Source organism: Streptomyces sp. NPDC048639 (assembly GCF_043199075.1).
Classification (GTDB): Bacteria; Actinomycetota; Actinomycetes; order Streptomycetales; family Streptomycetaceae; genus Streptomyces.
In genome coordinates this window covers 127,348-151,458 of record NZ_JBICVP010000001.1, presented here as the reverse complement: position 1 = coordinate 151,458, position 24,111 = coordinate 127,348, and the positions used below count along the sequence as shown (strand labels likewise).

Genomic DNA, 24,111 nt, shown 5'->3' with positions numbered 1-24,111 from the left:
CCCGGGAGCCGGAGCTACGGCGTGGCGGTGGAACCGGCCGGTTCGCGGGAGACCCCGGAACCGGTGTCCGCGGCGACGCCCTCGGTGGCGTCCCGTACGACGTCCGGCTTGTTGGTGATGATGCCGTCCACCCCGTACCCGGCAAGGCGCGCCGCGATGTCGGCGTCGTTGACCGTCCAGGTGAACAGCTCCAGCGGACGCCCGTGCGGGCCCCGGAGGCTGTGAACTGCCTTGACGTAGTCGGGGTTCACCGTCCCGTGGCTCGGGTTGATCTGGTCCGTGAACTCGGCGTACGCCGGGAGGTCGGCGGCCGCCGGGGTGCCGAGGAACCCCGTCTTCACATCCGGCCGGACCAGATGGACCGCCTTGACGGCGTCCGCGCTGAACGACTGGATGATCAGCTTGCTCCGCACATGGGACCGGTCGAGCCAGCCCTCACGGAACAGCACCCACAGGGTCTGGGCCTCGATGCCCGGGTAGAGCTCGGGCGCCTTCAGCTCCAGCAGCAGCTTCTGGCGGTTGTCCTCGACCCGGTCCAGGTACTCCCTCAGGGTGGGCACGTGCGCGCCCTTGTAGTCCGCGGAGAACCAGCTCCCCGCGTCGAGCCGCTTGATCTCCGCCAGGGTGAAGTCGGCGACGTTCCAGGGGGAGCGGTCCGGGAAGACCTCCTCCGCGTCGGTGGTGCGCTTCAGGTTGGTGTCGTGGATGACGACCAACGCGCCGTCCTTGGTGCGCTGGACGTCGTTCTCCACCCACGTGGTGTCGAGCTCGTCGGCCTTGTCGACCGCCTCGAGCGTGTTCTCGGGGGCGTACGCCGATGCGCCGCGGTGCGCCACGACCACCGGGCCGCGGTCCTTCTCGGCGGCGTGCGCCGTGGATGTCGGGAGGAACAGAGCGGAGAACCCCAGAATCGCGCCAAGAGCGGCGGCGACAGCGCGTGTTTGCACACGGACTCCTCGCGTCGGCTGTGCACGGACGCGAGGAGGTTCCCAGTCGGGTCCCAACGGGGGACAGGCGCAGAATGGCCAAAAGTTGAACGGGACACCTCAGGAAGTGCGGAGTGCGGCAAACCGCGCGCCGAGCTGCCCCGACGCGCCCCCGAGCGCTCCCCGTACGCGCCCCGGGCGCCCCCCGAGCGCTCCGGCGTCCGTTGTCAGTGGCGAGTCGTACGGTGGATCCATGCGGCCCGTATCCCACATCGAACGCACCGTGGCGCCCTTCGAGGTCGTCAGCTCCTACCAGCCGAGCGGCGACCAGCCGACCGCGATCGCCGAGCTCGAGCGGCGCATCAAGGCGGGCGAGAAGGACGTCGTGCTGCTGGGCGCCACCGGCACCGGCAAGTCGGCGACCACAGCCTGGATGATCGAGAGGCTCCAGCGGCCGACGCTCGTCATGGCGCCGAACAAGACGCTCGCGGCCCAGCTCGCGAACGAGTTCCGTGAGCTTCTGCCGAACAACGCCGTCGAGTACTTCGTGTCGTACTACGACTACTACCAGCCGGAGGCGTACGTCCCGCAGTCGGACACCTACATCGAGAAGGACTCCTCGATCAACGAGGAGGTCGAGCGGCTCCGCCACTCGGCGACGAACTCCCTGCTCACCCGGCGTGACGTGATCGTGGTCGCCTCCGTCTCGTGCATCTACGGCCTGGGCACCCCGCAGGAGTACGTGGACCGCATGGTGCCGCTGAAGCTCGGCGAGGAGATCGACCGCGACACCCTGCTGCGCCGCTTCGTCGACATCCAGTACCAGCGCAACGACCTGGCCTTCACCCGCGGCACCTTCCGTGTCCGGGGCGACACGATCGAGATCTTCCCGGTCTACGAGGAGCTGGCCGTCCGCATCGAGATGTTCGGGGACGAGATCGAGGCGCTCTCCACCCTCCACCCGCTCACCGGCGAGGTCATCAGCGAGGACGACCAGCTCTACGTCTTCCCCGCCAGCCACTACGTCGCGGGACCCGAGCGGATGGAGAAGGCCATCGCCGGCATCGAGACCGAGCTGGAGGTGCGGCTGGCCGAACTGGAGAAGCAGGGCAAGCTGCTGGAGGCCCAGCGGCTCCGCATGCGCACCACCTACGACATCGAGATGATGCGGCAGATCGGCAGCTGCTCGGGCATCGAGAACTACTCGCTGCACATCGACGGACGGGAGACGGGCTCCGCCCCGCACACCCTGCTCGACTACTTCCCCGAGGACTTCGTCCTGGTCATCGACGAGTCCCATGTCACCGTGCCGCAGATCGGCGCGATGTACGAGGGCGACGCCTCCCGCAAGCGGACGCTGGTCGACCACGGCTTCCGGCTGCCCTCCGCCATGGACAACCGCCCGCTGAAGTGGGAGGAGTTCCTGAAGCGCGTCGACCAGACCGTCTATCTGTCGGCCACCCCCGGACAGTACGAGCTGTCGCGCTCCGACGATGTCGTCGAGCAGATCATCCGCCCCACCGGGCTCGTCGACCCCGAGGTGGTCGTCAAGTCCACCGAGGGCCAGATCGACGACCTCGTGCACGAGATCCGCACCCGTACGGAGAAGGACGAGCGCGTCCTGGTCACCACGCTGACCAAGAAGATGGCCGAGGACCTGACCGACTATTTCCTCGAACTCGGCATCCAGGTCCGCTATCTGCACAGCGACGTCGACACGCTCCGCCGTGTCGAGCTGCTGCGCGAGCTGCGGTCCGGCGAGTTCGACGTCCTGGTGGGCATCAACCTGCTGCGCGAGGGGCTCGACCTGCCCGAGGTCTCCCTGGTGGCGATCCTCGACGCCGACAAGGAGGGCTTCCTGCGCTCCGGCACCTCGCTGATCCAGACCATCGGCCGTGCCGCGCGCAACGTCTCCGGCCAGGTGCACATGTACGCCGACAGGATGACCCCGGCGATGGAGAAGGCCATCGACGAGACCAATCGCCGCCGGGAGAAGCAGATCGCGTACAACAAGGAGCGGGGAATCGACCCGCAGCCGCTCCGGAAGAAGATCAACGACATCGTGGCGACCATCGCCCGCGAAGAGGTCGACACCGAGGAGCTCCTCGGCTCCGGCTACCGCCAGGACAAGGACGGCAGGGCGAAGGCCCCCGTGCCGGAACTGGGCGGCAAGGCGGGCGGCAAGGGCAGGGCGGCGGCCCGCGGCAAGGGCGGCGCCAAGGACGGGGCCGTGCTGACGGACCGGCCCGCGACGGAGCTGGCCCAGCTCATCGAGGACATGACGGAGCGGATGCGCGCCGCGGCCGCGGATCTGCAGTTCGAGGTCGCCGCCCGTCTGCGCGACGAAGTCGGCGAGCTGAAGAAGGAGCTGAGGCAGATGAGGGAGGCGGGGCTGTCCTGATCCGTGTCTGTTGCAAGAACGCCACGAAATGGCATGGGCCGTGCACCACGATCCGTGCCGATGCGTAGGGTTTCAGTCGCAGACGCCACAGGGAGGGCGGCTGCGGTGGATTTGTTGAGAGGGGACAGCGCGTGAGCGTCAACTTGTCCAAGGGGCAGGGCATCAGCCTGCAGAAGGCCGACGGGGGCACCCTGAGCGCGGTGCGGATGGGGCTGGGCTGGCAGGCGGCCCCTCGCCGTGGGCTGTTCGGGTCGCGCACGAGGGAGATCGACCTCGACGCCTCGGCCGTGCTGTTCGCCGACAAGCAGCCGGTGGACGTGGTGTTCTTCCGCCACCTCGTCAGCGACGACGGCTCCGTCCGGCACACCGGTGACAACCTGGTCGGCGGTGCCGGACAGGGCGGCGACGACGAGGCCATCCTCGTCGACCTCCAGCGCGTGCCGGTCCACATCGACCAGATCGTCTTCACGGTGAACTCCTTCACCGGCCAGACGTTCGCCGAGGTGCAGAACGCCTTCTGCCGTCTCGTCGATGAGTCCAACGGCCAGGAGATGGCGCGCTACACGCTCACCGGCGGCGGCCAGTACACCGCGCAGATCATGGCCAAGGTCCACCGCGTGGGGAGCGGCTGGCAGATGACGGCGGTCGGCAACCCCGCCAACGGCCGTACGTTCCAGGACCTGATGCCGGCGATCCTGCCTCACCTCTGACCGGAGGCCGGTCCGCCGCGACGACGGCGGCGGCCGGTCACCGCAGCACCGACGGCTCCCGGAGGCACCGCCCCCGGGAGCCGCGCAGCTCCGGCCCGACCGGCCCGAGCTGTACGGCACCATCCGGTGCCGGAGCGCGTACCGGCACCACCGACACGTAGGACACAACGAGGGGGAAGCGCGATGACGGCCGAGCTGGTGCGTGGGCAGAACCACCCACTGCCCGGGGCCCGTTGGGAGATCCGGGTCTCGGCGGGCAAGCCGGTCGTGGCCGGGGCCACGCTGAGCGACGACCAGGGCACCATTCGCGGCACCGACTGGGTCGCCCACCCCGCCTCCCCGAACCTCCCCGGCCTCGAAGTCCCCAGGCAGGCCGCGGCCGACCACCGGCTCGCCGTCGACCTCGACGCGATACCGGAAGCCGCCCACCGGGTGAGCGTGCTGCTCGCCCTCCCGGCCGGCGTCGGCGGCCCGGTCAGCTTCGCCGGCCTCGCCGCGCCCTTTGTCGCCGTCACCGGCCTCGACGGCACCGAGATCGCCAACTACACCGTCACCGGCCTCGACGCCGAATCCGCCGTCGTCGCCCTTGAGCTCTACCGCAGGCAGGGGGCGTGGAAGGTGCGCGCCGTCGGCCAGGGGTACGCGGGCGGGCTCGCCGCCATGCTCCAGGACCAGGGCCTGCCCCGGGCCGCCGAACTCGCCGCCGCCATCAACGAGGCCGTCGCCGAGGGCATCGCCCGCTCCGTACCGGCGCCGCCGCCCCTGCCGTCCGGTGAAGGCGGCCGCCTCCGGACCGCCACCGCGGGCGGCCACACCGGCAACGGCACCGCGGGCGGGTACACGGGCAACGGCACCGGGGGCCGCGACACCGGCAACGGCACCGCGGACGGGCACACCGGAAACGGCCCCGGCGTCACCGGAGACGCGGCGGGCGGACCGGCACCTTTGACGCCCGGCCCTTCCCCCGTACCGCCCGCGCAGCCCGTGACGGGCGGCGGCGGACCGGTCAACTACCAGCACCCGGGGCGTACTCCCGTGGCGCCTCCCACTCCGCCCCCGGCCGCGCCGCCCGCCGAGCCGGGCCGGCCGGCGCAGCCCGTCGCGGGCGACGCCACCGGCTGGACCATGGACGAGCGGCTCTACAACCAGGTCTGGGGCATGTTCGAGGACCTGGCCCGGACCACCGCCGCCTACCGCAGCGCCGTCGACTTCGCCGACTCGCGGATGGAGCAGGAGCTCGACCGGGTGCTCTCCGATCCCCGAGCGAGGATCGGCAGCGCGGGCGACGCCGCGCGCGCCGAGGCCCGCGCCAAGCACACGGCCCTTGTCGACCAGGCGCGCGCCGTCCTCGACCGGGACCTCGCCCAGCTCGTCGCCGAGGCCGAGGTCGTCGAGCCCGCCCTGCCCCCGGCCTTCGCCCGGTGGGACAGCCCGGTCTGGCAGGGCTACCGCGTCCCGATGGAGATCCCGATGGCCCTGCGCCTGGGGGACGTCCACCTCCCCGAACGTCCCGAGCTGCGCATCCCCATGCTCGTACGGCTGCCGCTGGAGCGCGGGCTCTGGGTGGACAGCGGCCGGCCGGCGTCGAGCGAGGGCAACCTGGCCGACCCCGCCGAGATGCGCCGCCTGGCCATGGACACCGCCGTCGCCCACGCCGCGCGCATGCTCGCCGTCCACCCGGCGGGCGAGTTCACGGTCCATGTCATCGACCCCGCGGGTTCCGCCGCGTCCTCACTCGCGCCGCTGACGCGGACCGGCGCGCTCCGCGAGCCGCCCGCGTCGGGCGCCGAGGGTGTGGCGGCCGTGCTGGCCCGGCTCACCCAGCGCGTGGACCTGGTGCAGATGGCCGTACGGGGCGGGGCGTCCGACGCCCTGCCGCCCGACCTGGACACCGCCGAACAGCTCCTGATCGTCAACGACTTCCCGCACGGCTTCGACGACCGGGCCGTCACCCAGCTCCGCTACCTGGCGGACGAGGGGCCTGCCGTGGGCGTGCACCTCATGATGGTGGCCGACCGGGAGGACGCGCGAGCCTACGGGCCGGTGCTCGACCCGCTGTGGCGGGCGCTGCTGCGGATCACCCCGGTCCCCGACGATCACTTGGCCGATCCCTGGGTCGGGCACGCCTGGACCTACGAGCCGTCGCTGGCCCCGGCCGGGAGCTCGGTGCTGGACCATGTGCTCGGCATGGTCGTCGAGGCTCGTCGGGCATGGGGCCGCTGACCTGCGCCCTTACCCCTCCTTTGCCTATTTCTTTACCTTTCCTTGGTGTTGCGTGTACTCTTCTTGGTGCGGAGGGGAGTACTCCTGCTGCGACGTTCCCGTCAATACGGATCGCTGTGCGGTCCCGGGGCGTCGGCCCGGTGCGCGGTGCGCGATCCAGGGTGGAAGAGACCTCCGGCAGCTACGACGCTGACCATTGCCGTACGACTCTGCCGGAGGAGTAGTGGACGTCTCCATAGGCCTGTGGGTGCTGACCATTGGTGGTCTGTGCGCCCTGATCGCGGCCGACTTCTTCATCGGGCGCAAGCCCCATGACGTATCGATCAAGGAAGCCGGAATCTGGACGGTCGTCTGGATCGTGCTGGCCGCCCTCTTCGGGGTCGGCCTGCTGATCTTCGCGGGCGGACAGCCCGCGGGCGAGTTCTTCGCCGGATTCATCACCGAGAAATCGCTGAGCGTCGACAACCTCTTCGTCTTCGTCCTGATCATGGCGAAGTTCTCGGTGCCCTCGCAGTACCAGCAGCGCGTTCTGCTCTTCGGTGTGCTGATAGCCCTCGTGCTCCGCGCGGCCTTCATCGCGGCCGGCGCGGCCATCATCGCCAGCTTCTCCTGGGTCTTCTTCATCTTCGGCGCGTTCCTCATCTGGACCGCCTGGAAGCTCATCCAGGAGGCGCGCTCCGGCGACGACGACGAGGAGTACGAGGAGAACCGCCTGCTCAAGGCGGCCGAGCAGCGCTTCGGTGTGGCCGACCGCTACCACGGCACCAAGCTGTTCATCCAGAAGAACGGCAAGCGCATCATGACCCCGATGCTCGTGGTCATGCTGGCGATCGGCACCACGGACGTCCTCTTCGCGCTGGACTCCATCCCGGCGATCTTCGGCCTCACCCAGGACCCGTACATCGTCTTCACCGCCAACGCCTTCGCGCTGATGGGTCTGCGGCAGCTGTACTTCCTCATCGGCGGACTGCTGAAGAAGCTGGTCCACCTGTCGTACGGCCTGTCGGTCATCCTCGGCTTCATCGGCGTGAAGCTGGTGCTGCACGCCCTGCACGAGTTGGGGGTCCATGTCCCGGAGATCAGCATCCCGGTCTCGCTGGCCGTGATCTGCGGCGTGCTGATCGTGACGACGATCACCAGCCTCCGCGCCTCGAAGAAGCAGGCGGAAGCGGAGGCGAAGGCAGCCGGGTCGAAGCCCGATGCCGATGCCGAGTCGGAGTCCGTGTCCGGCGGCTGACCGTCGTCCATGGCGTCCGGCGGCCGCGGCGAGAAGCGGCTCGACGCCTGATGCGTACTCCCCGTTCGGCGGGGCAGGCGCACTCATGTCCTCCGTGTGCGGGGCGGTCCGGGGTTCTTCCCGGGCCGCCCCGCGGTGCTTTCGGGGGTGGGATGCCGGGAGCGGTACGGATGTTGGCCTCCGGCCCCGCGGGGTACCCGGTGCCGGACGAGAGGCTCCGTATGCACCCCATCGACACCCTGGACACGGCAGGCCTCGGCAACCGCAGCTACCTCGTCGCGGGGACGGAGGCCGCGGCCGTCGTGGACCCGCCGCGCGACATCGACCGTGTGCTCTCCGCCGCCGAGCGGCACGGCGTACGCATCACGCTCGTCGCCGAAACCCATGTCCACAACGACTACATCACCGGCGGCCTCGACCTGGCCCGGATCACGGGAGCCCGCTACCTCGTCCCCGCCTTCGCCCCTGTCTCGTACGAGCGGACGCCGATGGCCGACGGGGACACCGTCCCTCTCGACGGCGGACTGACTCTGGAGGCGGTCGCCACACCCGGTCACACCCCGCACCACACCGCCTACGTCCTCCACGACGGCGGAGAGCCGGTCGCAGCCTTCACCGGCGGTTCGCTGCTCATGGGCACGGTCGGACGCACCGATCTCGTCGAACCCCATCTGACCGAGCCACTGGCCCGCGCCCAGCACGCCTCGGCGCACCGGCTGGCAGACCGCCTCCCCGACGACACCCTCGTCCTGCCCACCCACGGATTCGGCAGCTTCTGCGCGTCCGGCGGATCACCGGACGCCCGCCGTACGACCGTGGGCGAGCAACGCCGGACGAACGAGGCGCTGTCCGAGGACGTCGACCCCTTCGTGGAACGGCTGCTGGCCGGCCTGGACGATGTGCCCGCGTACTACGCCCACATGGGCCCGGTGAACGCCGCCGGTCCGCCGCCCCTGGACCTGACCCCTCCGGAAGCTGCGGACGCCGCCGGTATCGCGGCCCGCCTGAGGGCGGGGGAGTGGGTGGTGGACCTGCGCAGCCGGGTGGCGTTCGCGCAGGGGCATGTGCGGGGGACGTACAACTTCGAGGGCGACGGACGCCTTGCCACCTACCTGGCCTGGCTCATCCCCTGGGGCACGCCGGTCACCCTCCTCGCCGGGAATCCGGGACAGATCGCCGCCGCCCAGCGGGAGCTGGCGCGCGTCGGCATCGACCACCCGGCCGCCGCGGCGACGGGCGGCCCCGCCGACTGGCTCACCGGGAACGACCGCCCCTCCGGCTTCCGCCGTGCGGACTTCGCCGCTCTCGCGCACGCGGTCCGCGCAGGCGAGGATCCCGTGGTACTCGACGTACGCCGGGCCACCGAGCGTGCCCACGGCGCGGTGGCCGGCTCGGTGCATCTGCCGGTGCACCAACTGCCCGGTCGGCTGGCCGATGTGCCGCCCGGCACGGTATGGACGCACTGCGCGAGCGGCATGCGCGCCGCCATGGCGGCCTCCCTGCTGGACGCCGCGGGACGCTCGGTGGTCCTGGTGGACGACCGTTTCGAGGCGGCGGAGAAGGCGGGACTCGTGGCGCCGGGATAGTGCGTGGAGCGGCGCGCGCCCCTGCCGTGCCTCCCTGCGCCTGCCCTCGGCATGCACTGCCCGTCCTCGGCGCGCCCGTCCTCGGCCCGCCCGCCGTCGGCACGCCCTGCCCAGCCCGAGGGCGCCCCCGTGATTCCCGGGCGCGACCGGGCCCCAACAGCCGTACGGGCTCACGCCGTTGGTTCCGTCACCACCTCGCCGCCTCGCGCCCGGACCGGCAGGGTCTCCGGCAGCAACGCGAAGCAGCCCAGGCTCACCAGCGCCACCGCCGTCAGATAGGCGGCGACACCCCAGGGAGGGCCCGGCCCCTCCGACGCGGCGGTCGCCACGATCGGCGTGAGCGCACCGCCCAGCACGCCACCCAGGTTGTAGCCGACCGCCGCACCTGTGCAGCGGACCCGCGCCTCGTACAGCTCGGGCAGATACGCCGCCACGACCGAGAACATGGCGATGAAGGCGAGCAGCGCACCGAGGACGCCCAGGAACATGAGCAACGGTTGGCCGGTGCCCAGCAGGGAGATCAGCGGGAACATCCACAACGCCGAAGCGGCACACCCCGCAAGGCACATGAACCGCCGCCCGTACCGGTCGCCCAGCGCCGCCATGAATGGCGTGCATACCCCCTTGACGGCCACCGCGGCCATGACGCACCCGAGCATCACGGTCCGGCTCACCCCCAGCCGGCCGGTCGCGTAGGCGAGGGACCAGGTCGAAACGGCGTAGAAGACGGCGTACCCGACGGCGAGCGCTCCCGCCGTCAGCAGCACCAACCGCCAGTGATCACGGACCACTTCGGCGATGGGGACACGGGAGCACGCACCGCGTTCCGCCAGCTCCTCGAACTGCGGGCTCTCGGCGAGCGAGGCGCGCAGGAACAGCCCGGCCAGCGCCAGCAGCCCGGCCGCCCAGAACGGCACCCGCCAGCCCCAGGAAAGGAACTCCGCATCGGTGAGCAGGGCGGACAGCGCCAGCATCACCCCGTTCGCCAGCAGAAAACCCACCGACGGCCCCATCTGCGGAAAGCTCGACCACATCGCGCGCCGCTGCTCGGGCGCGTGCTCGGCGGTCAGCAGCACCGCCCCGCCCCACTCGCCGCCCAGGCCCAGACCTTGCAGGAAGCGCAGGGCGATCAGCAGGGCGGGAGCGGCGGCGCCGATCGAGGCGTACGACGGAACGCATCCGACGCACACGGTCGCGACGCCCGTCAGCAGGAGGGACGCGACAAGGACGGGACGCCGCCCGTGGCGGTCCCCGATGTGCCCGAAGAGCACGGAGCCGAGCGGACGGGAGACGAACCCGACGGCGAACGTGGAGAAGGCGGCCAGCGTGCCCGCCAGCGGCGAGAAGTCCGGGAAGAACAACGGTCCGAGGACCAGAGCCGCGGCCGTCCCGTAGACGTAGAAGTCGTAGAACTCGATGGCCGTGCCCACCAGGGACGCGGCGGCCAGACGCCGCATCGACGGTCGAGCCGCGACCTTCGCCGGGTGGTCCGGCGACGGTGCGGCCGACGGGGGAGGGGAGACTGTGCGGTGATCATCCACGTTGCGCCCAACGAGGCGCCGGATGGGCCGGTCACCGGGCGCGCAGGGGCACAGGCGGCCGGCGGATGTCCGCCCGGCGCCCGTACCTGCCTTACGGATGTCCGCGCGGCCCCCCCCACACCGCCCTTCGGATCCGCTCGCCCCCGCACCGCCCTTCGGGTGTCCGCCCGGCCGCACCGTCCCACGGCCCGCCAGGCGTCCCCATCATCAGTACGTGACGGTGTCAGGCAGTCAGTACGTGACGGTGATCCGGCGCGCCGGGCCATCGACGCGGATGCGGCCTCCGTACGGGATCACCTGCTGCGGATCGGTGTGACCGAGGTCCACGTCGAAGACCGCCATCGTCTCCGGGGCGTACGTCCCGAGTGCCCGCAGCACCGCCGCGCGCTGCTCGCGTGCGTAACGCGCCTTCGTCTCCGGGTCGTTCCTCCGGTCCAGCGACCATGCCTTGGCGCGCCCCATCAGCAGGGCGGGGAACCGCTGCAGCAGGCCCCTCTCGCCCATGTTGCGCAGGATGCGGAAGACCTCGTCAGCGGCGGGCAGTTCCTCCGAGGTCTCCAGGAAGAGCACGCAGCCGTCGTAGGCGCCGGCGTCCCGCTGGATCTCGCGGTCGGCCATGAGCAGCCAGGAGAGGATCTCGACGTTGCCTCCCCAGCCGGGACCCTCGACGACCCGCTCCGGCCGGTGCCACCACCAGCCGTCGCACGGTCGCATCACCGGCTCGGAGGCGAAGGTCGCCGGATCGGCCCAGTCGGTGCCCTCGTCCCCGTACCGGTCGACGGGCGACAGCTCGTACGGGCCCGAGGTGAACAGCGCGGCACGCAGCGAGCCGGCGGTCAGCGGGTGCATCGCGCCGGGGCGGCCCAGCTCGGTCATCACGCTCGCGCCGTGGTAGCCGACGATGCCGGTGTTCCACAGATGGGCGAGCAGATTGGTGTTGTCGCTGAAACCGAAGAACGGCTTGGGGTGGGCGCGGAGCAACTCGCGGTCGAGCAGCGGCAGCACGGTGATCTGGTCGTCGCCGCCGATGCTGGCCATGACCGCGGCCACGGACGGATCGGCGAAGGCCGCGTGGAGGTCGTCCGCGCGCTGCTGCGGCGTGGAGTCCATACGGCGTGTGCTCGGGTACTCCACCGGCACCAGCCCGAAGTCCTTCTCCAGCCGCTCGAGGCCGAGTTCGAAGGGCAGCGGCAGCAGGCCGGGCAGGCCGGAGGACGGCGAGACGACGGCGATGCGGTCACCGGGACGCGGTTTCGGCGGGTACGAGAGGGTCGGCATCAACGGAGGATAGCCACGCCCGGACCGGGGAGCATCCGGGTTTCGGGACCGTCGACGAGGGTCGCCGCGGACTGCCCGACGGACCTGCGGGGGCCCTTGGCGGTCGCGCCGGGCTCATTGCCGGCCCGGACCGCCCGCACCGTACGGCGCCGTCCTACCAGCCGCGCTTGCGCCAGTCCGGCAGGCTCGGGCGCTCGGCGCCGAGCGTGGTGTCGCTGCCGTGACCCGGGTACACCCAGGTCTCGTCCGGGAGTTGGTCGAAGAGCTTCGTCTCGACGTCGTGGAGGAGACCGGCGAACGCCTCCGGGTCGTCGTGGGTGTTGCCGACGCCGCCCGGGAACAGGCAGTCGCCGGTGAAGACGTGCGCGTGCCCGTGCGGGTCGTCGTAGACCAGGGCGATGCTGCCCGGTGTGTGCCCGACGAGATGGCGCGCGGTCAGCTCGACCCGGCCGACGCGGATGACGTCGCCGTCGTCGACCAGGACGTCCGTCTCCACGGGGATGCCCGCCGCGTCGTGTCGCCCCGCGTAGGTCCGCGCGCCGGTGTCCTCCACGACCTCGGCCAGGGCCTGCCAGTGGTCGCCGTGCCGGTGGGTGGTGACGACCGAGGCGATGCCGCCGTCCCCGATGAGGTTGAGCAGGGTGCGCGGCTCGTTCGCCGCGTCGATCAGAAGCTGCACGTCCGTGGAGCGACAGCGCAGCAGATAGGCGTTGTTCTCCATGGGACCCACGGCCACCTTGGAGATCATCAGGTCCGTGAGCTCGTGCACATCCGCAGGTCCGCCGACCGTCACCACTCCGCTGTACGTCATGCCGTCAGCCTAGTGGGGGAAGGACGGGCAGGGCCGAGCCGCCCGCATCGAGTCCGGAGCCGTCCGAACGGCCGGTGAGCCAGCCGAGCAGAGCGGCCGGGGATCCGGTGACGACCGTCGCCCCGCCGGTGTCACCGGCCTCACCCGCCCCACCGGTCCCGGCCGCCCCGCGGCCCGTTCGCCAGGAGCGGCCCCCGTCGGTGCGGACGACCAGGGCGGGGACGTCGGCGCGGCCCGCGAAGCGCTCGCCCGCCACGTATTCCAGGTCGCGGTCGACGAAGGAGGCGGGGAGATCCTCGACGGCACAGCCGACGCCGAGGTCGACGTGGTGCAACTCGACCTCGATCAGGCGGCGGAACGGCACGCGGGCGGCGAGGTCGGTGACGCCGTTGCGGAGTTCGACGGTCCGCTGCCAGGCCTCGGGATGAAGTGAGGCGGCTTCGCTGTTGAACAGTTCGGCGCTGCTCGCCAGGTCCTCGATCTGGGCGGCGAGCGGGCGCGGCGCGTCGCGCTCGATGTCCTCGGTCCTGCTCTCGGCGCTCGCGTACATGGGTACGTGGGTGGCGGTGCGAGCGGCGGTGAGGACGTTCAGCAGCGCGTCCGCGTTCCGGGCGACATGGGCGAGTACATGACCGCGTGACCAGCCGGCGAGTCGGGAGGGCTCGCGGAGCGCGGCGTCATCGAGCCCGCGCGCGGTGACGAGCAGGCGGTCGGTGGCCTCCCGTACGGCGGCCATGTCCTTGATGGGGTCGATCCCATGATCGGTCATGGGCCGACGGTATCGCCGCCACACGTTCGGGTGAAGGACGGCTGTAGTGGGCTTAAATCGAATGCGCGTGCTATAGGCTCGATCCCGCATCGGTACGACATCGCTGCGGCGTCCCCCATACGCTTGACCGGGGGGTGCGGCGCACCTCTGCTTCTCTCTAGAAAGGTCCCGACCGGCGTGGCCGACCGTCTCATCGTCCGTGGCGCTCGCGAGCACAACCTGAAGAACGTCTCGCTCGACCTGCCCCGGGACTCCCTCATCGTCTTCACGGGCCTGTCGGGCTCCGGTAAGTCCTCCCTCGCGTTCGACACGATCTTCGCCGAGGGACAGCGGCGGTACGTCGAGTCGCTCTCGTCGTACGCCCGGCAGTTCCTGGGCCAGATGGACAAGCCCGATGTGGACTTCATCGAGGGCCTGTCCCCCGCGGTTTCCATCGACCAGAAGTCGACCTCGCGCAACCCGCGCTCGACGGTCGGCACGATCACCGAGGTCTACGACTACCTCCGCCTGCTCTTCGCCCGCATCGGCAAGCCGCACTGCCCCGAGTGCGGCCGTCCGATCTCGCGGCAGTCGCCGCAGGCGATCGTCGACAAGGTGCTGGGCCTGGAGGAGGGCAGCCGCTTCCAGGTCCTCTCGCCGCTGGTGCGCGAGCGCAAGGGCGAGTTCGCCGACCTCTTCTCCGACCTCCAGACCAAGGGCTACAGCCGGGCGCGCGTCGACGGGACGACGATCCAGCTCTCCGACCCGCCGAAGCTGAAGAAGCAGGAGAAGCACACCATCGAGGTGGTCGTGGACCGCCTCACCGTCAAGGACAGCGCCAAGCGCCGGCTCACGGACTCCGTCGAGACCGCGCTCGGGCTCTCCGGCGGCATGGTCATCCTCGACTTCGTCGACCTCGACGAGGAGGACCCGCAGCGCGAGCGGATGTTCTCCGAGCACCTCTACTGCCCGTACGACGACCTGTCGTTCGAGGAGCTGGAGCCGCGCTCCTTCTCCTTCAACTCGCCCTTCGGCGCCTGCCCCGACTGCACCGGCATCGGCACGCGCATGGAGGTCGACCCCGAGCTGATCGTCCCCGACCCGGAGAAGTCCCTCGACGAGGGCGCCATCCACCCCTGGTCGCACGGTCACACCAAGGACTACTTCTCCCGGCTGGTCGGCGCGCTCGCCGGAGAGCTCGGCTTCCGCACCGACATCCCCTGGGAGGGGCTGCCGCAGCGCGCCCGGAAGGCCCTGCTGAACGGCCACCGCACCCAGATCGAGGTGCGCTACCGCAACCGCTACGGGCGGGAGCGCGCGTACACCACCTCCTTCGAGGGAGCCGTGCCGTTCGTCAAGCGGCGTCACTCGGAGGCCGAGAGCGACAGCAGCCGCGAGCGCTTCGAGGGCTACATGCGCGAGGTGCCCTGCCCGACCTGCGAGGGCACGCGGCTCAAGCCGATCGTCCTGGCGGTCACCCTGCAGGGGAGGTCCATCGCCGAGGTCGCCGCGATGTCGATCAGTGACTGCGCCGACTTCCTGCGGGACATGAAGCTCTCGGCGCGGGAGAAGACGATCGCCGAGCGGGTCCTCAAGGAGGTCAACGAGCGGCTTCGCTTCCTGGTGGACGTCGGACTCGACTATCTGTCGCTGAACCGCGCCGCCGGCACGCTCTCGGGCGGCGAGGCCCAGCGCATCCGGCTGGCGACGCAGATCGGCTCCGGCCTGGTCGGCGTTCTCTACGTGCTGGACGAGCCGTCGATCGGCCTCCACCAGCGCGACAACCACCGCCTGATCGAGACCCTCGTCCGGCTGCGGGACCTCGGCAACACGCTGATCGTCGTCGAGCACGACGAGGACACCATCAAGACCTCGGACTGGGTGGTGGACATCGGCCCGGGCGCGGGCGAGCACGGCGGCAAGGTCGTGCACAGCGGGCCCTTGAAGGAGCTGCTGGACAACGAGAAGTCGGTGACCGGGCAGTACCTGGCCGGCAAGAGGGCCATCCCGACCCCGGACATCCGGCGGCCGGTCAACGGCGCGAAGCACCTCACGGTGCGCGGCGCCCGGGAGAACAACCTCCAGGACATCGACGTGTCCTTCCCGCTCGGTGTCTTCACCGCGGTGACCGGGGTGTCCGGGTCCGGCAAATCGACGCTGGTCAACGACATCCTGTACACACATCTGGCGCGCGAGCTGCAGGGCGCGAGGGCGGTTCCCGGGCGGCACACCCGCGTCGACGGGGACGACCTCGTCGACAAGGTGGTGCATGTCGACCAGTCGCCCATCGGCCGTACGCCGCGGTCCAACCCTGCGACGTACACCGGTGTCTTCGACCACGTCCGCAGGCTGTTCGCGGAGACGATGGAGGCGAAGGTGCGCGGCTATCTGCCGGGCCGCTTCTCCTTCAACGTCAAGGGCGGCCGCTGCGAGAACTGCTCCGGCGACGGCACCATCAAGATCGAGATGAACTTCCTGCCGGACGTGTACGTCCCGTGCGAGGTCTGCCACGGCGCGCGCTACAACCGGGAGACCCTGGAGGTCCATTACAAGGGCAAGTCCATCGCCGAGGTGCTGGACATGCCGATCGAGGAGGCGCTCGACTTCTTCGAGGCGGTACCGACGATCTCGCGCCATCTGCGGACGCTCAACGAGGTCGGTCTCGGCTACGTCCGCCTCGGGCAGCCCGCCCCGACGCTCTCCGGCGGTGAGGCGCAGCGCGTGAAGCTCGCCAGCGAACTGCAGAAGCGCTCGACGGGCCGGACGGTCTACGTCCTGGACGAACCCACGACGGGCCTGCACTTCGAGGACATCAGCAAGCTGATCAACGTCCTCTCGGGCCTGGTCGACAAGGGCAACACCGTGATCGTCATCGAGCACAACCTCGATGTGATCAAGACCGCCGACTGGCTCGTCGACATGGGGCCCGAAGGCGGCAGCGGCGGCGGCCTGGTGGTCGCCGAGGGCACGCCGGAGCAGGTCGCGGCGGTCCCGGCGAGCCACACCGGCAAGTTCCTCCGGGACCTGCTCGGTGACCGTGTGAGCGACGGGGTCCCGCAGCAGCGCTCGGCGAAGCCGAAGAAGGCGGCGGCGAAGAAGGTGTCGGCCGCCAAGGCGTCGTCGGCCAAGACGAAGACGGTGAACGCGAACGCCACGGGCGGGAAGCGGGCGGCCACGAAGAAGACGGCCAAGACTGCGAAGTCGTCGACGCCGTCGACGCGCACGCGCCGCGCCTGACGGGAGCACCTGGTCCGACGCGAGCCCCGTCCATGAGGTCCTGACGAGAGCCCGGCCGGAAGGCCGGGCTCTCGCGGCTCTCGCGGCTCTCGCGGTTCTCGCGGTTCTCGCGGTTCTCGCGGTTCTCGCGGTTCTCGCGGTTCTCGCGGTTCCCGCGGCTCTCGCGGCTCTCGCGGCTCTCGCGGTTCCCGCGGCGGGCCGCCCCGTCCTCCCGGCCGAACGATCCGCGCAGCCGAACCGGCCACCGGGCACCCCGCTCGTGGAGGGAGCGGCTGCGGCCTCGCGGGTCGATCCGCGTTCCCGGCCGAACGGGCTGCTTCGCCCGCTCCGACCGGTGTCGGAGACCGATCGCCCGCGTCGGGACCGCCCGGTGCGACTGTTTCCGGGACCAACTGTTTCCGGGACCAACCGCACGCGTGGGGACCGTCCGGCCCACCGGGTCCTGCTGTTCTCCCGGAGGGAATGAGCCTCCCGGACAGGGACCGGCCTCGGCGGCGCGATCGCCCTGCCAGGCCGAACCGTCTTGCCGGGCAGAGCGGGTAGCGGCGGTCGCGGCTGCGCGCCGGCCAGGCAGTCGGGGGGCGTAGCCCTGTTCCGGCTACGCCCTCGGGGACGGACGCAGCCCCGAGACGGTGACGTACTCGGGGCGGTCGTAGTCCCGGAGCCGGCTACGCGGTCGGGGCGTCGTAGTCCCGGAGCCGGCTACGCGGTGGGGGCGGTCGTAGTCCCGGAGCCGGCTACGCGGTCGGGGCGTCGTAGCCCCCGAGCCGGCTACGCGGTCAGCTCGGACGCGTACGGCGGTTCCGCTCCCGCGCGGGAGCAGGTGATCGCGGCCGCGCGCGCGGCGAACCCGAGGATGTCCTTCCACTCGTCCTCGCCGAGGCCCGACAGCGCTCCCGGTGCGAACGCGTCGTGCGCGCCGAGGCGGTGGAGCAGCGCCGCGTTCACCGTGTCGCCCGCGCCGATCGTGTCGACCACGTCCACCTTCTCGCCCGGCACCACGTGCTCCCCGCCGTCGCGGGTCAGCACCCGCAGCCCGTCGCCCCCGTGCGTGAGCACCACCGCGCCCGGTCCGGCCGCGAGCCACTCCCGCGGCGTGCCGCCGAGCCAGTCCGCGTCCTCCTCCGACAGCTTCAGCAGCGCGATGTTCGGCAGCCAGGACCGGAAGCGGGCCCGGTAGGCGTCCGCGTCGGGGATCAGGGACGCCCGGATGTTGGGGTCCAGCGCCGTGAAGACCCCGCGCTCCGCCTCGCGCCGCATCAGCTCCTCGTAGGCGCTCGCGCCCGGCTCCAGCATCAGCGAGCAGGTGCCGAACGACACGGCGCGTGTCGACTCGGGCAGTGCGCCCGGCAGGTCGAAGAGCCGGTCGGCCGTGCCCTCGACGTAGAAGCCGTAGCCCGCCGAGCCGTCGGCGCCGATCGCGGCCACCGCCAGGGTCGTCGGCTCCGGGCCCCGCTGGACCAGGGAGACGTCCACCCCGTCGCCGCTCAGACCGTTCAGCAGGGACTCCCCGAACACGTCCGTCGAGACCCGCGAGCAGAAGGCGACCGGTGAGCCGAGGCGTCCCAGCGCCACCGCCGTGTTGTAGGGCCCGCCGCCGCGGCGCGGTAGCAAGGCGGTCAGGTCACCGCCTCCGGCCGCCGTGGCCGAGCCGCCCGCCGCCTCGGCGGCCGGGACCAGATCTATCAGCGCCTCTCCCGCAACGACGATCACCAGCCGGTCCTTCCTTTGCCCTCTGCCCTGTGCACAGTTCTGCCTCTGCGCAGTCCTGCAGCTCATCCGTGATGAGCACGTGGCGCCGAGTCTGTCAGCAGGTAGGGTCGGGCCGCAGCACGGTCCCGACCTGTGAAACACGCTGGAGGGCGACATCGCCATACGCCTTCCCGGAGCGCTGCGGGGAGCGGCCTCCGCGCACCCCCTGTGGTGGGAGAGCCGCCGCGCCATGCTGTTCGACGCCTGCGTGGCGCTGGGCTGTGTCGTCTCTCCGGGCGGGTTCGTCGTCTACGACCACCCCTGGGGCATCCCGCCCGGTGTCTTCTTCACCGTGGCGGTCGTGATGGGGCTCGCCACGCTCGTACGGCGCCGCCGGCCCCTGGCACTGTGCGCGGCCGCCATCCTGCTCATCCCACTGGGGCTCGCCTCTCCCGTGCTGCCCGTGTCGCTGTACTCGCTGGCCAAGTACGGGCGCAGCCGCCGCGTTCTCCTGCTCGCCACTGCGGCCGCCGCCTCCGGCCTGGTCGCCACCGCGTTGCTGGTCGGCCCGGACGAGGACATGCCGTTCGTCATGGTCGTCGCTCCCGGCCTCTACATCGCCGTACCGGTCCTGGCCGGTATGTACGCGGGAGCGCGCCGCCAGATGATGGAGGGCCTGCGCGAGAAGGCGGAGCGGCTGGAGCGCGAACAGGTCCTCCTCGGCCGCCAGGCCCGCATGGAGGAGCGGACCCGGATCGCGCGCGAGATGCACGACGTCGTCGCGCACCGGGTGAGCCTGATGGTCATCCACTCCGGCGCGCTGGAAGTCTCGGTGGAGGACCGGAAGACCGCGGAGACCGCCGAGCTCATCGGCGGGATCGGCCGCCAGGCGCTCGACGAGCTGCGGCAGTTGCTGGGGGTCCTGCGCACCACGGACGCGGACGAGGACGAGGCACCGCGGGCCCCGCAGCCCACCCTGGAGGACCTGGCCGCGCTGGTTGAGCAGTCGCGTGGCGCCGGAATGCGGATCGACCTGGAGCGGTCCGGCACATCCTGCCCGCTGGACCTGGCGGCGGAGCGCACCGTCTACCGCCTCGTCCAGGAAGCGCTGACCAATGTGCACAAGCACGCGGGAGGCGCGTCCGCCCGCGTCCACCTCCGCTTTGCGGCCGACGGGCTCCACCTCACCGTGGAGAACGAGGTGCCGCTGCGGCTCCCCGGCCCCCGCCTTCCCAGCGGCGGCAACGGCCTCGTGGGGCTGAGGGAGCGCGTCACGGTTCTGGGCGGATCGTTCGAGGCCGGTCAACGGGATGACGGCGGTTTCCGGGTCTCCGCCGTCATCCCCACGAAAGGAACACCGTCATGAGCATCCGCCTTCTGCTCGTAGACGACGAGGACCTCGTCAGGGCAGGCCTGGCCATGATCCTGCGGGCAGACCCGGAGATCAGCCTGGTCGCCGAGGCGCGCAACGGCTCCGAGGCGGTGCACCTGACCCGCGCCCACCGGCCCGACGTCGTCCTCATGGACATCCGTATGCCGGTCATGGACGGGCTGGCCGCGACGCGGGAGATCACACAACTGCCGGGCGCGCCCAAGGTGGTGGTGCTCACGACGTTCGACATGGACGAGTACGTGCACGCCGCCCTGCAGGCCGGCGCGATGGGGTTCCTTCTCAAGAACACCCGCCCCCGCGACCTCACCGAGGCGGTGAAGACGGTCCACGACGGGGACGCGCTGCTCGCTCCCTCGGTGACCCGCCGCCTGATCTCGACGTTCGCCGCACGCGAGACGTCGAGGGAGGCGGACGCCCGCAGCCGTACGTCCGCGCTGACCGAGCGGGAGCGGGAGGTGCTCCGCCTCGTCGGCGACGGCAGGTCCAACTCCGAGATCGGTGCCCATCTGCACCTGAGCGAGGCCACGGTGAAGACCCATATGACGCGGCTGCTGGCCAAGTTGCAGTGCGCCAACCGCGTTCAGGCGGCGATCCTCGCCCACGACGCCGGGCTGCTGCGGGCATAGCGCCGGGACGGGCCGGGGGCGGGTGCCCCATGTCCGACGTCCTTGGTCGGCCCCTGGCCGGCAGTACGCCCCGAGTCCCCGTCCGGCTCGGGCGTCGCGCCGGCTCAGCCCCCACACCGCACCGGCCATCGCCGCCGCGGCACACGCGCACTGCATCCCGTTATCCGCCCATGGCCCCAGGCCGTCCACGGTCTGCCCGACGCGTGTGATCGGCCGGCCGGCGCTCGGCGGTGCGATGCCGGGGCGGACGGTGAAGTGCAGGTCCTCCACCGCTCCCTTCCTGCCGCGGAACCTGGTCGGGCCCCGGGCCTCCAGCATGTCTGCGCTCACGCGCGCTCCCTTTCTCGCGTCCGGAGGCGGCGGTTCGCGCCTCGGAACGGGAGCACCGTTGGCGGGCGACGGATCCGGGCGACGGACCTGGGCGACGGACCTGGGCGAACGGACCCGGGCGACGGGTCCGGGCGAACGCACCCGGCCGGGACGCCTGGAAGCCGGCGGTGCGTTCATCCGTCGGTCGGAGTCCGCCCGGATACCACCCAGGGCCGCACGCGGAGGACTGCGGGCCCTGCCCTGTGCGGGTTGCGGAGGAGCGGAGCCGCGCCCGGGATGCGTATCAGTCCCAGTCCCAGCCGATCCCCAACAGCCCCGGCCGTACCCGCCGTTCGACCAGATGCACCGTACGGTGCAGCCCGCTCAGCGCCAGCTCCTGCCGGCCGCTGGGGGGCGCGCCGGCCGACGTCTGCGCGAAGCGCCGGCAGCGCACCGGCAGTGCCGCGTCGTCGAACCGCACCTGCAGCATGTACTGGCCGTCGCCGAAGGAGAAGCCACGGACGTACTCGGTGCTCGTCCCGCCCGTGCCGTCATCGAAGGTGTACGCAAAGACATAGGTCTCCCCGGTGCGCAGCCGGGTGTCGAACAGCAGCTCCGCGACCATCACACCCGACTCGGCGTGCCACCGGACCCGCCCCACCCGGCAGTTCTCGGTCGCCCGTACGGCCACTTGCTCGGGACTCCAGCCGGCATCGCCGTGGTGGATGGCGAGGTAACGGTCCACGCCCTCCCGGTGCGCGCGCACGACCTGTTGCGAGTCGCGCGTGAGCAACTCGCGCCGGGGGCCGAGGCGTACGCGCTCGTGGTGGCCGACCGTGTGGAGCCCGCCGTCGGCCGGGGATCCGAGCCCGGCGATGATCTGCTCCAGCTCCGTGGAGGACCGCATCAGCGTGCGGTACGAGCGGGCCGCCGGCCGGTCCGGGCCTTCGCGTCGTCCGGCCACCGGTTCGAGCAGCCGGGCGAGCGAACGTGCGGGAAGGCCGAGCACCTCCTCCAGGGCGCGGACCGCGCGCAGCGACTCGGGACGCTGCGGCCGCCTCGCCCCCTGCTGCCAGTAACTCAGGCTGGTCACGCCGATGGTGACGCCGCGCTCCGCGAGCCGGTGCTGTACGCGGTGCAGAGCCAGCCCGCGGACCGACAGGGCCGTCCGCAGTGCGAGCGGGAACGGACCGGTGGCCAGCGCCTGTTCCAGCTCGCGCTCGGCCGTGCTGCGCTGCGCGCTGCTCTGCGTCATGGGTGCCACCGTTCGGCGGCGCGCCCTGGCGTCATGATGCGCGGGCGCGCGGGTGAATGTTCACAACCGGGTGCGCCCCTGCACGCGGTGCGGACGAGGCTGTCGCAGCTCGCCGTGCCCCTGATGTTCACATCCGGCCGGCGCCGTTCACACCCCTGTGACCCCCCGGATTCCCGCCTGTTGACCTGCCCCGGACAACCGGCCGATCCTCCTGCCCAGCGTCCGGACGCGCTCCTCCCTCACCCCACACCTCGTTCAGGAGGATCGCGATGTCCACCCCTGCTCCACGACCCCGCCGGGCCCGGCCGCCCGGCCGCAGACGGCTCACCCAGGCCGTTCTCGCCACCGCGGCCGCCGCCCTGCTCCCCTTCCTCGCCCTGCCGGCCTCGGCGGCGAGCACCGTCCGCGGGCCCGGCCCGGGCCCGCGGACGGTGCCTCCGCGGGGGCTCTTTCTGCGGGCGCTTCCTCCGCGGACGGTGCCTCCGCGGCGCTCGCCGGGAAGCAGCTCGGCATCTCCATGCAGGCCCAGCAGAACACCAACTGGTGCTGGGCGGCCGCCGGGAACACCATCGCCGCGTTCTTCGGCAGGAACCACACCCAGAACGAGTTCTGCAACGCCGCCTTCCAGCGCCAGCAGGGCACCGACTGCCCCAACTGGCAGGCCACGCTCGGCGATGTCCAGACGGGGCTCGCCTGGGCGGGCGTCAACCCCGGCTCGTATGTGACCGGATGGCTGGACCACTCCACCGTACGGGCCGAGATCGAGGCCGACCGGCCTGTGGAGACCCGCATCCAGTGGGCGTCCGGGGGTGGCCACATGCACGTGCTGTACGGCTACGACACCGCGGACAGCCTGGTCCGCTGGGGCGACCCCTGGCCGAGCAACAACCGCTACAACTGGGCCTCCCACGGCTGGTACGTGAACAACGCCGAGTTCTCCTGGACCCACTCGCTCTACGGGATAGGGGGCTGACATGACGCGTCACGCAGGAGACATGATCACGAAGAGGGCCGGCCACCGGACGGGCGCCGCGCTTCTTCTGGCCGCCGCGCTCATCGGCTTCGCCCCGCAGGCACAGGCCCAGGCCCAGGCCCAGGCTCAGGCTCAGGTCCAGGCCCACACCGCCCGCCAGGCGGACGGCTCCGCCCCTCCGCGTCCCTCCGCCCCGGCCGCCGGGAGCGTCGATGCGGCGCGCGACGAGGCCCGTGCGCCGGGGACGTTGGACACGCTCTCCCGGTTCTTCACGCACACCGGGGCACGCGCCGATGTGCACGCCGGTGCGGGCGACGGCGTACGCGCCGGGGCTGCCAAGCCGCGGATCGAGGGCGCGGCCGTACCCGTCCACACCCTCGCGCCGGACTTCGTGGCGGGACGTCCCGGCGCGCCCGTCGCCCGGCTGGACTTCCTTGCCGCCCGCGCGGTCGCCGCCGACGGGCGGAAGGCGTCGGTCTGGGTCGCACGTACGGGCAGCGGCAGCAACACCCGTACCGGGAAAGGTTCCTGGAAGGTCGTCAACTTCGCCACCGGTGACGACGAGACCCGCTACGTCGCACGGGGCCGGGAGAGACTCCGCGGCGGCACCGTTTTCCGCGAGCCCCAGATCGACGCCTGGTACGTGCAGCGCGGAGCGCGCGTCCTCCCGCTCGACCGGGACGCGCTCCGGGCCATAGGCAAGCGGGGCACCACCGTGGACGCCTACCGGAAGCGCGTGCACGCGGCCTACGGGGAGAAACTGCCCGGCTCCACGTACGACCGGAGCGGCAGCGCCGGGGGATACGGCCGCGGCGCACAGGTGTCCGGGCCCGCTCCGGCGTCGCTCCGTACGGCGTCGCACGAGGGGCGCGCCGACCGCGGGCTCGTGGCGGCGGCATCAGCCGGTACGGCCGTGGCGGCCGTGCTCGCGCTGGTCCTCGGCCTCGCGACGGGGGCGCGCCGGCGCAGGGGCCGCACCGGCTGACGCGGCCGGCGGTTCGTCTCTCGCGGGCTCCCTTCCCGCCGCTCCCTCGCCGGGAAGGGAGCCCGTACGTCCGCGCGCGGAGCACCTTGCACCGTCCGCCCGCGCCGGACCGCGCACCCCGCCCTTGCCGCACGCGCCTCCGCTCCCGCTCCCGCGCACCCCGCTCCCGCTCCCGCTCCC

Annotated in this window: 16 protein-coding genes and 1 pseudogene; 10 read left to right on the top strand and 7 right to left on the bottom strand. The window is 71.7% G+C overall.

What is annotated here, in order from left to right:
- Nucleotides 1-14: 14 nt before the first annotated feature.
- On the bottom strand, nt 15-947 hold the full coding sequence (locus ACGFNH_RS00685) for a glycerophosphodiester phosphodiesterase (protein WP_393650786.1): 933 nt from the start codon (nt 945-947) through the stop codon (nt 15-17).
- Nucleotides 948-1,179: 232 nt separating this feature from the next.
- Here ACGFNH_RS00685 and uvrB point away from each other — a divergent pair, with 232 nt between their 5' ends.
- The 5 genes from uvrB to ACGFNH_RS00660 all read left to right on the top strand — a co-directional run bounded on the left by uvrB (nt 1,180) and on the right by ACGFNH_RS00660 (nt 9,083).
- A complete protein-coding gene (gene uvrB / locus ACGFNH_RS00680; protein WP_393650785.1) occupies nt 1,180-3,327 on the top strand; it encodes an excinuclease ABC subunit UvrB in 2,148 nt (715 codons plus the stop codon).
- A gap of 131 nt (nt 3,328-3,458) precedes the next feature.
- The gene (locus ACGFNH_RS00675; RefSeq protein ID WP_393650784.1) at nt 3,459-4,037 is read left to right on the top strand and encodes a TerD family protein; all 579 of its coding nucleotides are present in this window, start codon (nt 3,459-3,461) and stop codon (nt 4,035-4,037) included.
- Between the two features lie 183 nt (nt 4,038-4,220).
- Nucleotides 4,221-6,260, top strand: coding sequence for a TerD family protein (locus ACGFNH_RS00670; protein WP_393650783.1), 2,040 nt, complete (start codon nt 4,221-4,223; stop codon nt 6,258-6,260).
- A gap of 223 nt (nt 6,261-6,483) precedes the next feature.
- Nucleotides 6,484-7,497: a TerC family protein gene (locus tag ACGFNH_RS00665; RefSeq protein ID WP_393650782.1), complete on the top strand. Its 1,014-nt coding sequence runs from the start codon at nt 6,484-6,486 to the stop codon at nt 7,495-7,497.
- Between the two features lie 221 nt (nt 7,498-7,718).
- Nucleotides 7,719-9,083, top strand: coding sequence for a rhodanese-like domain-containing protein (locus ACGFNH_RS00660; protein WP_393650781.1), 1,365 nt, complete (start codon nt 7,719-7,721; stop codon nt 9,081-9,083).
- Nucleotides 9,084-9,253: 170 nt separating this feature from the next.
- Here the strand turns inward: ACGFNH_RS00660 and ACGFNH_RS00655 are convergent, their stop codons facing one another.
- The 4 genes from ACGFNH_RS00655 to ACGFNH_RS00640 form a co-directional block, all read right to left on the bottom strand.
- Nucleotides 9,254-10,540, bottom strand: coding sequence for an MFS transporter (locus tag ACGFNH_RS00655; protein ID WP_393650780.1), 1,287 nt, complete (start codon nt 10,538-10,540; stop codon nt 9,254-9,256).
- Between the two features lie 315 nt (nt 10,541-10,855).
- Nucleotides 10,856-11,902: a S66 peptidase family protein gene (locus ACGFNH_RS00650; protein WP_393650779.1), complete on the bottom strand. Its 1,047-nt coding sequence runs from the start codon at nt 11,900-11,902 to the stop codon at nt 10,856-10,858.
- 154 nt (nt 11,903-12,056) lie between these two features.
- Entirely contained in the window at nt 12,057-12,713 is a 657-nt protein-coding gene (locus ACGFNH_RS00645) for an MBL fold metallo-hydrolase (RefSeq protein ID WP_393650778.1), read from the bottom strand.
- A 4-nt stretch (nt 12,714-12,717) separates the two neighbouring features.
- Complete coding sequence (locus ACGFNH_RS00640) at nt 12,718-13,482, bottom strand: maleylpyruvate isomerase family mycothiol-dependent enzyme (protein WP_393650777.1); 765 nt, start codon at nt 13,480-13,482, stop codon at nt 12,718-12,720.
- Between the two features lie 177 nt (nt 13,483-13,659).
- Here ACGFNH_RS00640 and uvrA point away from each other — a divergent pair, with 177 nt between their 5' ends.
- Nucleotides 13,660-16,698, top strand: coding sequence for an excinuclease ABC subunit UvrA (gene uvrA, locus ACGFNH_RS00635; protein WP_393650776.1), 3,039 nt, complete (start codon nt 13,660-13,662; stop codon nt 16,696-16,698).
- Between the two features lie 771 nt (nt 16,699-17,469).
- Here uvrA and ACGFNH_RS00630 read toward each other — a convergent pair.
- Nucleotides 17,470-18,411, bottom strand: a complete 942-nt coding sequence (locus ACGFNH_RS00630) for a carbohydrate kinase (protein ID WP_393650775.1) — start codon at nt 18,409-18,411, stop codon at nt 17,470-17,472.
- 229 nt (nt 18,412-18,640) lie between these two features.
- On the opposite strand from ACGFNH_RS00630, the gene ACGFNH_RS00625 reads away from it, so the two are divergent.
- Both ACGFNH_RS00625 and ACGFNH_RS00620 read left to right on the top strand, forming a co-directional pair.
- Complete coding sequence (locus tag ACGFNH_RS00625) at nt 18,641-19,756, top strand: sensor histidine kinase (RefSeq protein WP_393650774.1); 1,116 nt, start codon at nt 18,641-18,643, stop codon at nt 19,754-19,756.
- Nucleotides 19,753-20,409: a response regulator gene (locus tag ACGFNH_RS00620; RefSeq protein WP_393650773.1), complete on the top strand. Its 657-nt coding sequence runs from the start codon at nt 19,753-19,755 to the stop codon at nt 20,407-20,409. The genes ACGFNH_RS00625 and ACGFNH_RS00620 overlap by 4 nt, the downstream gene beginning before the upstream one ends.
- 613 nt (nt 20,410-21,022) lie before the next feature.
- On the opposite strand, the gene ACGFNH_RS00615 is transcribed toward ACGFNH_RS00620, so the two are convergent.
- Nucleotides 21,023-21,973, bottom strand: coding sequence for a hypothetical protein (locus ACGFNH_RS00615; protein WP_393650772.1), 951 nt, complete (start codon nt 21,971-21,973; stop codon nt 21,023-21,025).
- Nucleotides 21,974-22,478: 505 nt separating this feature from the next.
- Here ACGFNH_RS00615 and ACGFNH_RS00610 point away from each other — a divergent pair.
- Both ACGFNH_RS00610 and ACGFNH_RS00605 read left to right on the top strand, forming a co-directional pair.
- Nucleotides 22,479-22,946: pseudogene (locus ACGFNH_RS00610) on the top strand (papain-like cysteine protease family protein); the annotation flags it as partial.
- Nucleotides 22,947-22,971: 25 nt separating this feature from the next.
- Nucleotides 22,972-23,931 carry a hypothetical protein gene (locus ACGFNH_RS00605; RefSeq protein WP_393651456.1) on the top strand — a complete coding sequence of 320 codons (960 nt, stop codon included), beginning with the start codon at nt 22,972-22,974 and terminating at the stop codon, nt 23,929-23,931.
- Nucleotides 23,932-24,111: the final 180 nt, after the last annotated feature.

What these genes read in the sequence shown, in the direction of transcription:
- uvrB (WP_393650785.1), top strand. Translation starts at nt 1,180, where the DNA reads ATGCGGCCCGTATCCCACATCGAACGCACCGTGGCGCCCTTCGAGGTC.
- ACGFNH_RS00670 (WP_393650783.1), top strand. Translation starts at nt 4,221, where the DNA reads ATGACGGCCGAGCTGGTGCGTGGGCAGAACCACCCACTGCCCGGGGCC.
- ACGFNH_RS00660 (WP_393650781.1), top strand. Translation starts at nt 7,719, where the DNA reads ATGCACCCCATCGACACCCTGGACACGGCAGGCCTCGGCAACCGCAGC.
- ACGFNH_RS00655 (WP_393650780.1), bottom strand. Translation starts at nt 10,540, where the DNA reads ATGCGGCGTCTGGCCGCCGCGTCCCTGGTGGGCACGGCCATCGAGTTC.
- ACGFNH_RS00650 (WP_393650779.1), bottom strand. Translation starts at nt 11,902, where the DNA reads ATGCCGACCCTCTCGTACCCGCCGAAACCGCGTCCCGGTGACCGCATC.
- ACGFNH_RS00645 (WP_393650778.1), bottom strand. Translation starts at nt 12,713, where the DNA reads ATGACGTACAGCGGAGTGGTGACGGTCGGCGGACCTGCGGATGTGCAC.
- ACGFNH_RS00640 (WP_393650777.1), bottom strand. Translation starts at nt 13,482, where the DNA reads ATGACCGATCATGGGATCGACCCCATCAAGGACATGGCCGCCGTACGG.
- ACGFNH_RS00625 (WP_393650774.1), top strand. Translation starts at nt 18,641, where the DNA reads ATGCTGTTCGACGCCTGCGTGGCGCTGGGCTGTGTCGTCTCTCCGGGC.
- ACGFNH_RS00620 (WP_393650773.1), top strand. Translation starts at nt 19,753, where the DNA reads ATGAGCATCCGCCTTCTGCTCGTAGACGACGAGGACCTCGTCAGGGCA.
- ACGFNH_RS00615 (WP_393650772.1), bottom strand. Translation starts at nt 21,973, where the DNA reads ATGACGCAGAGCAGCGCGCAGCGCAGCACGGCCGAGCGCGAGCTGGAA.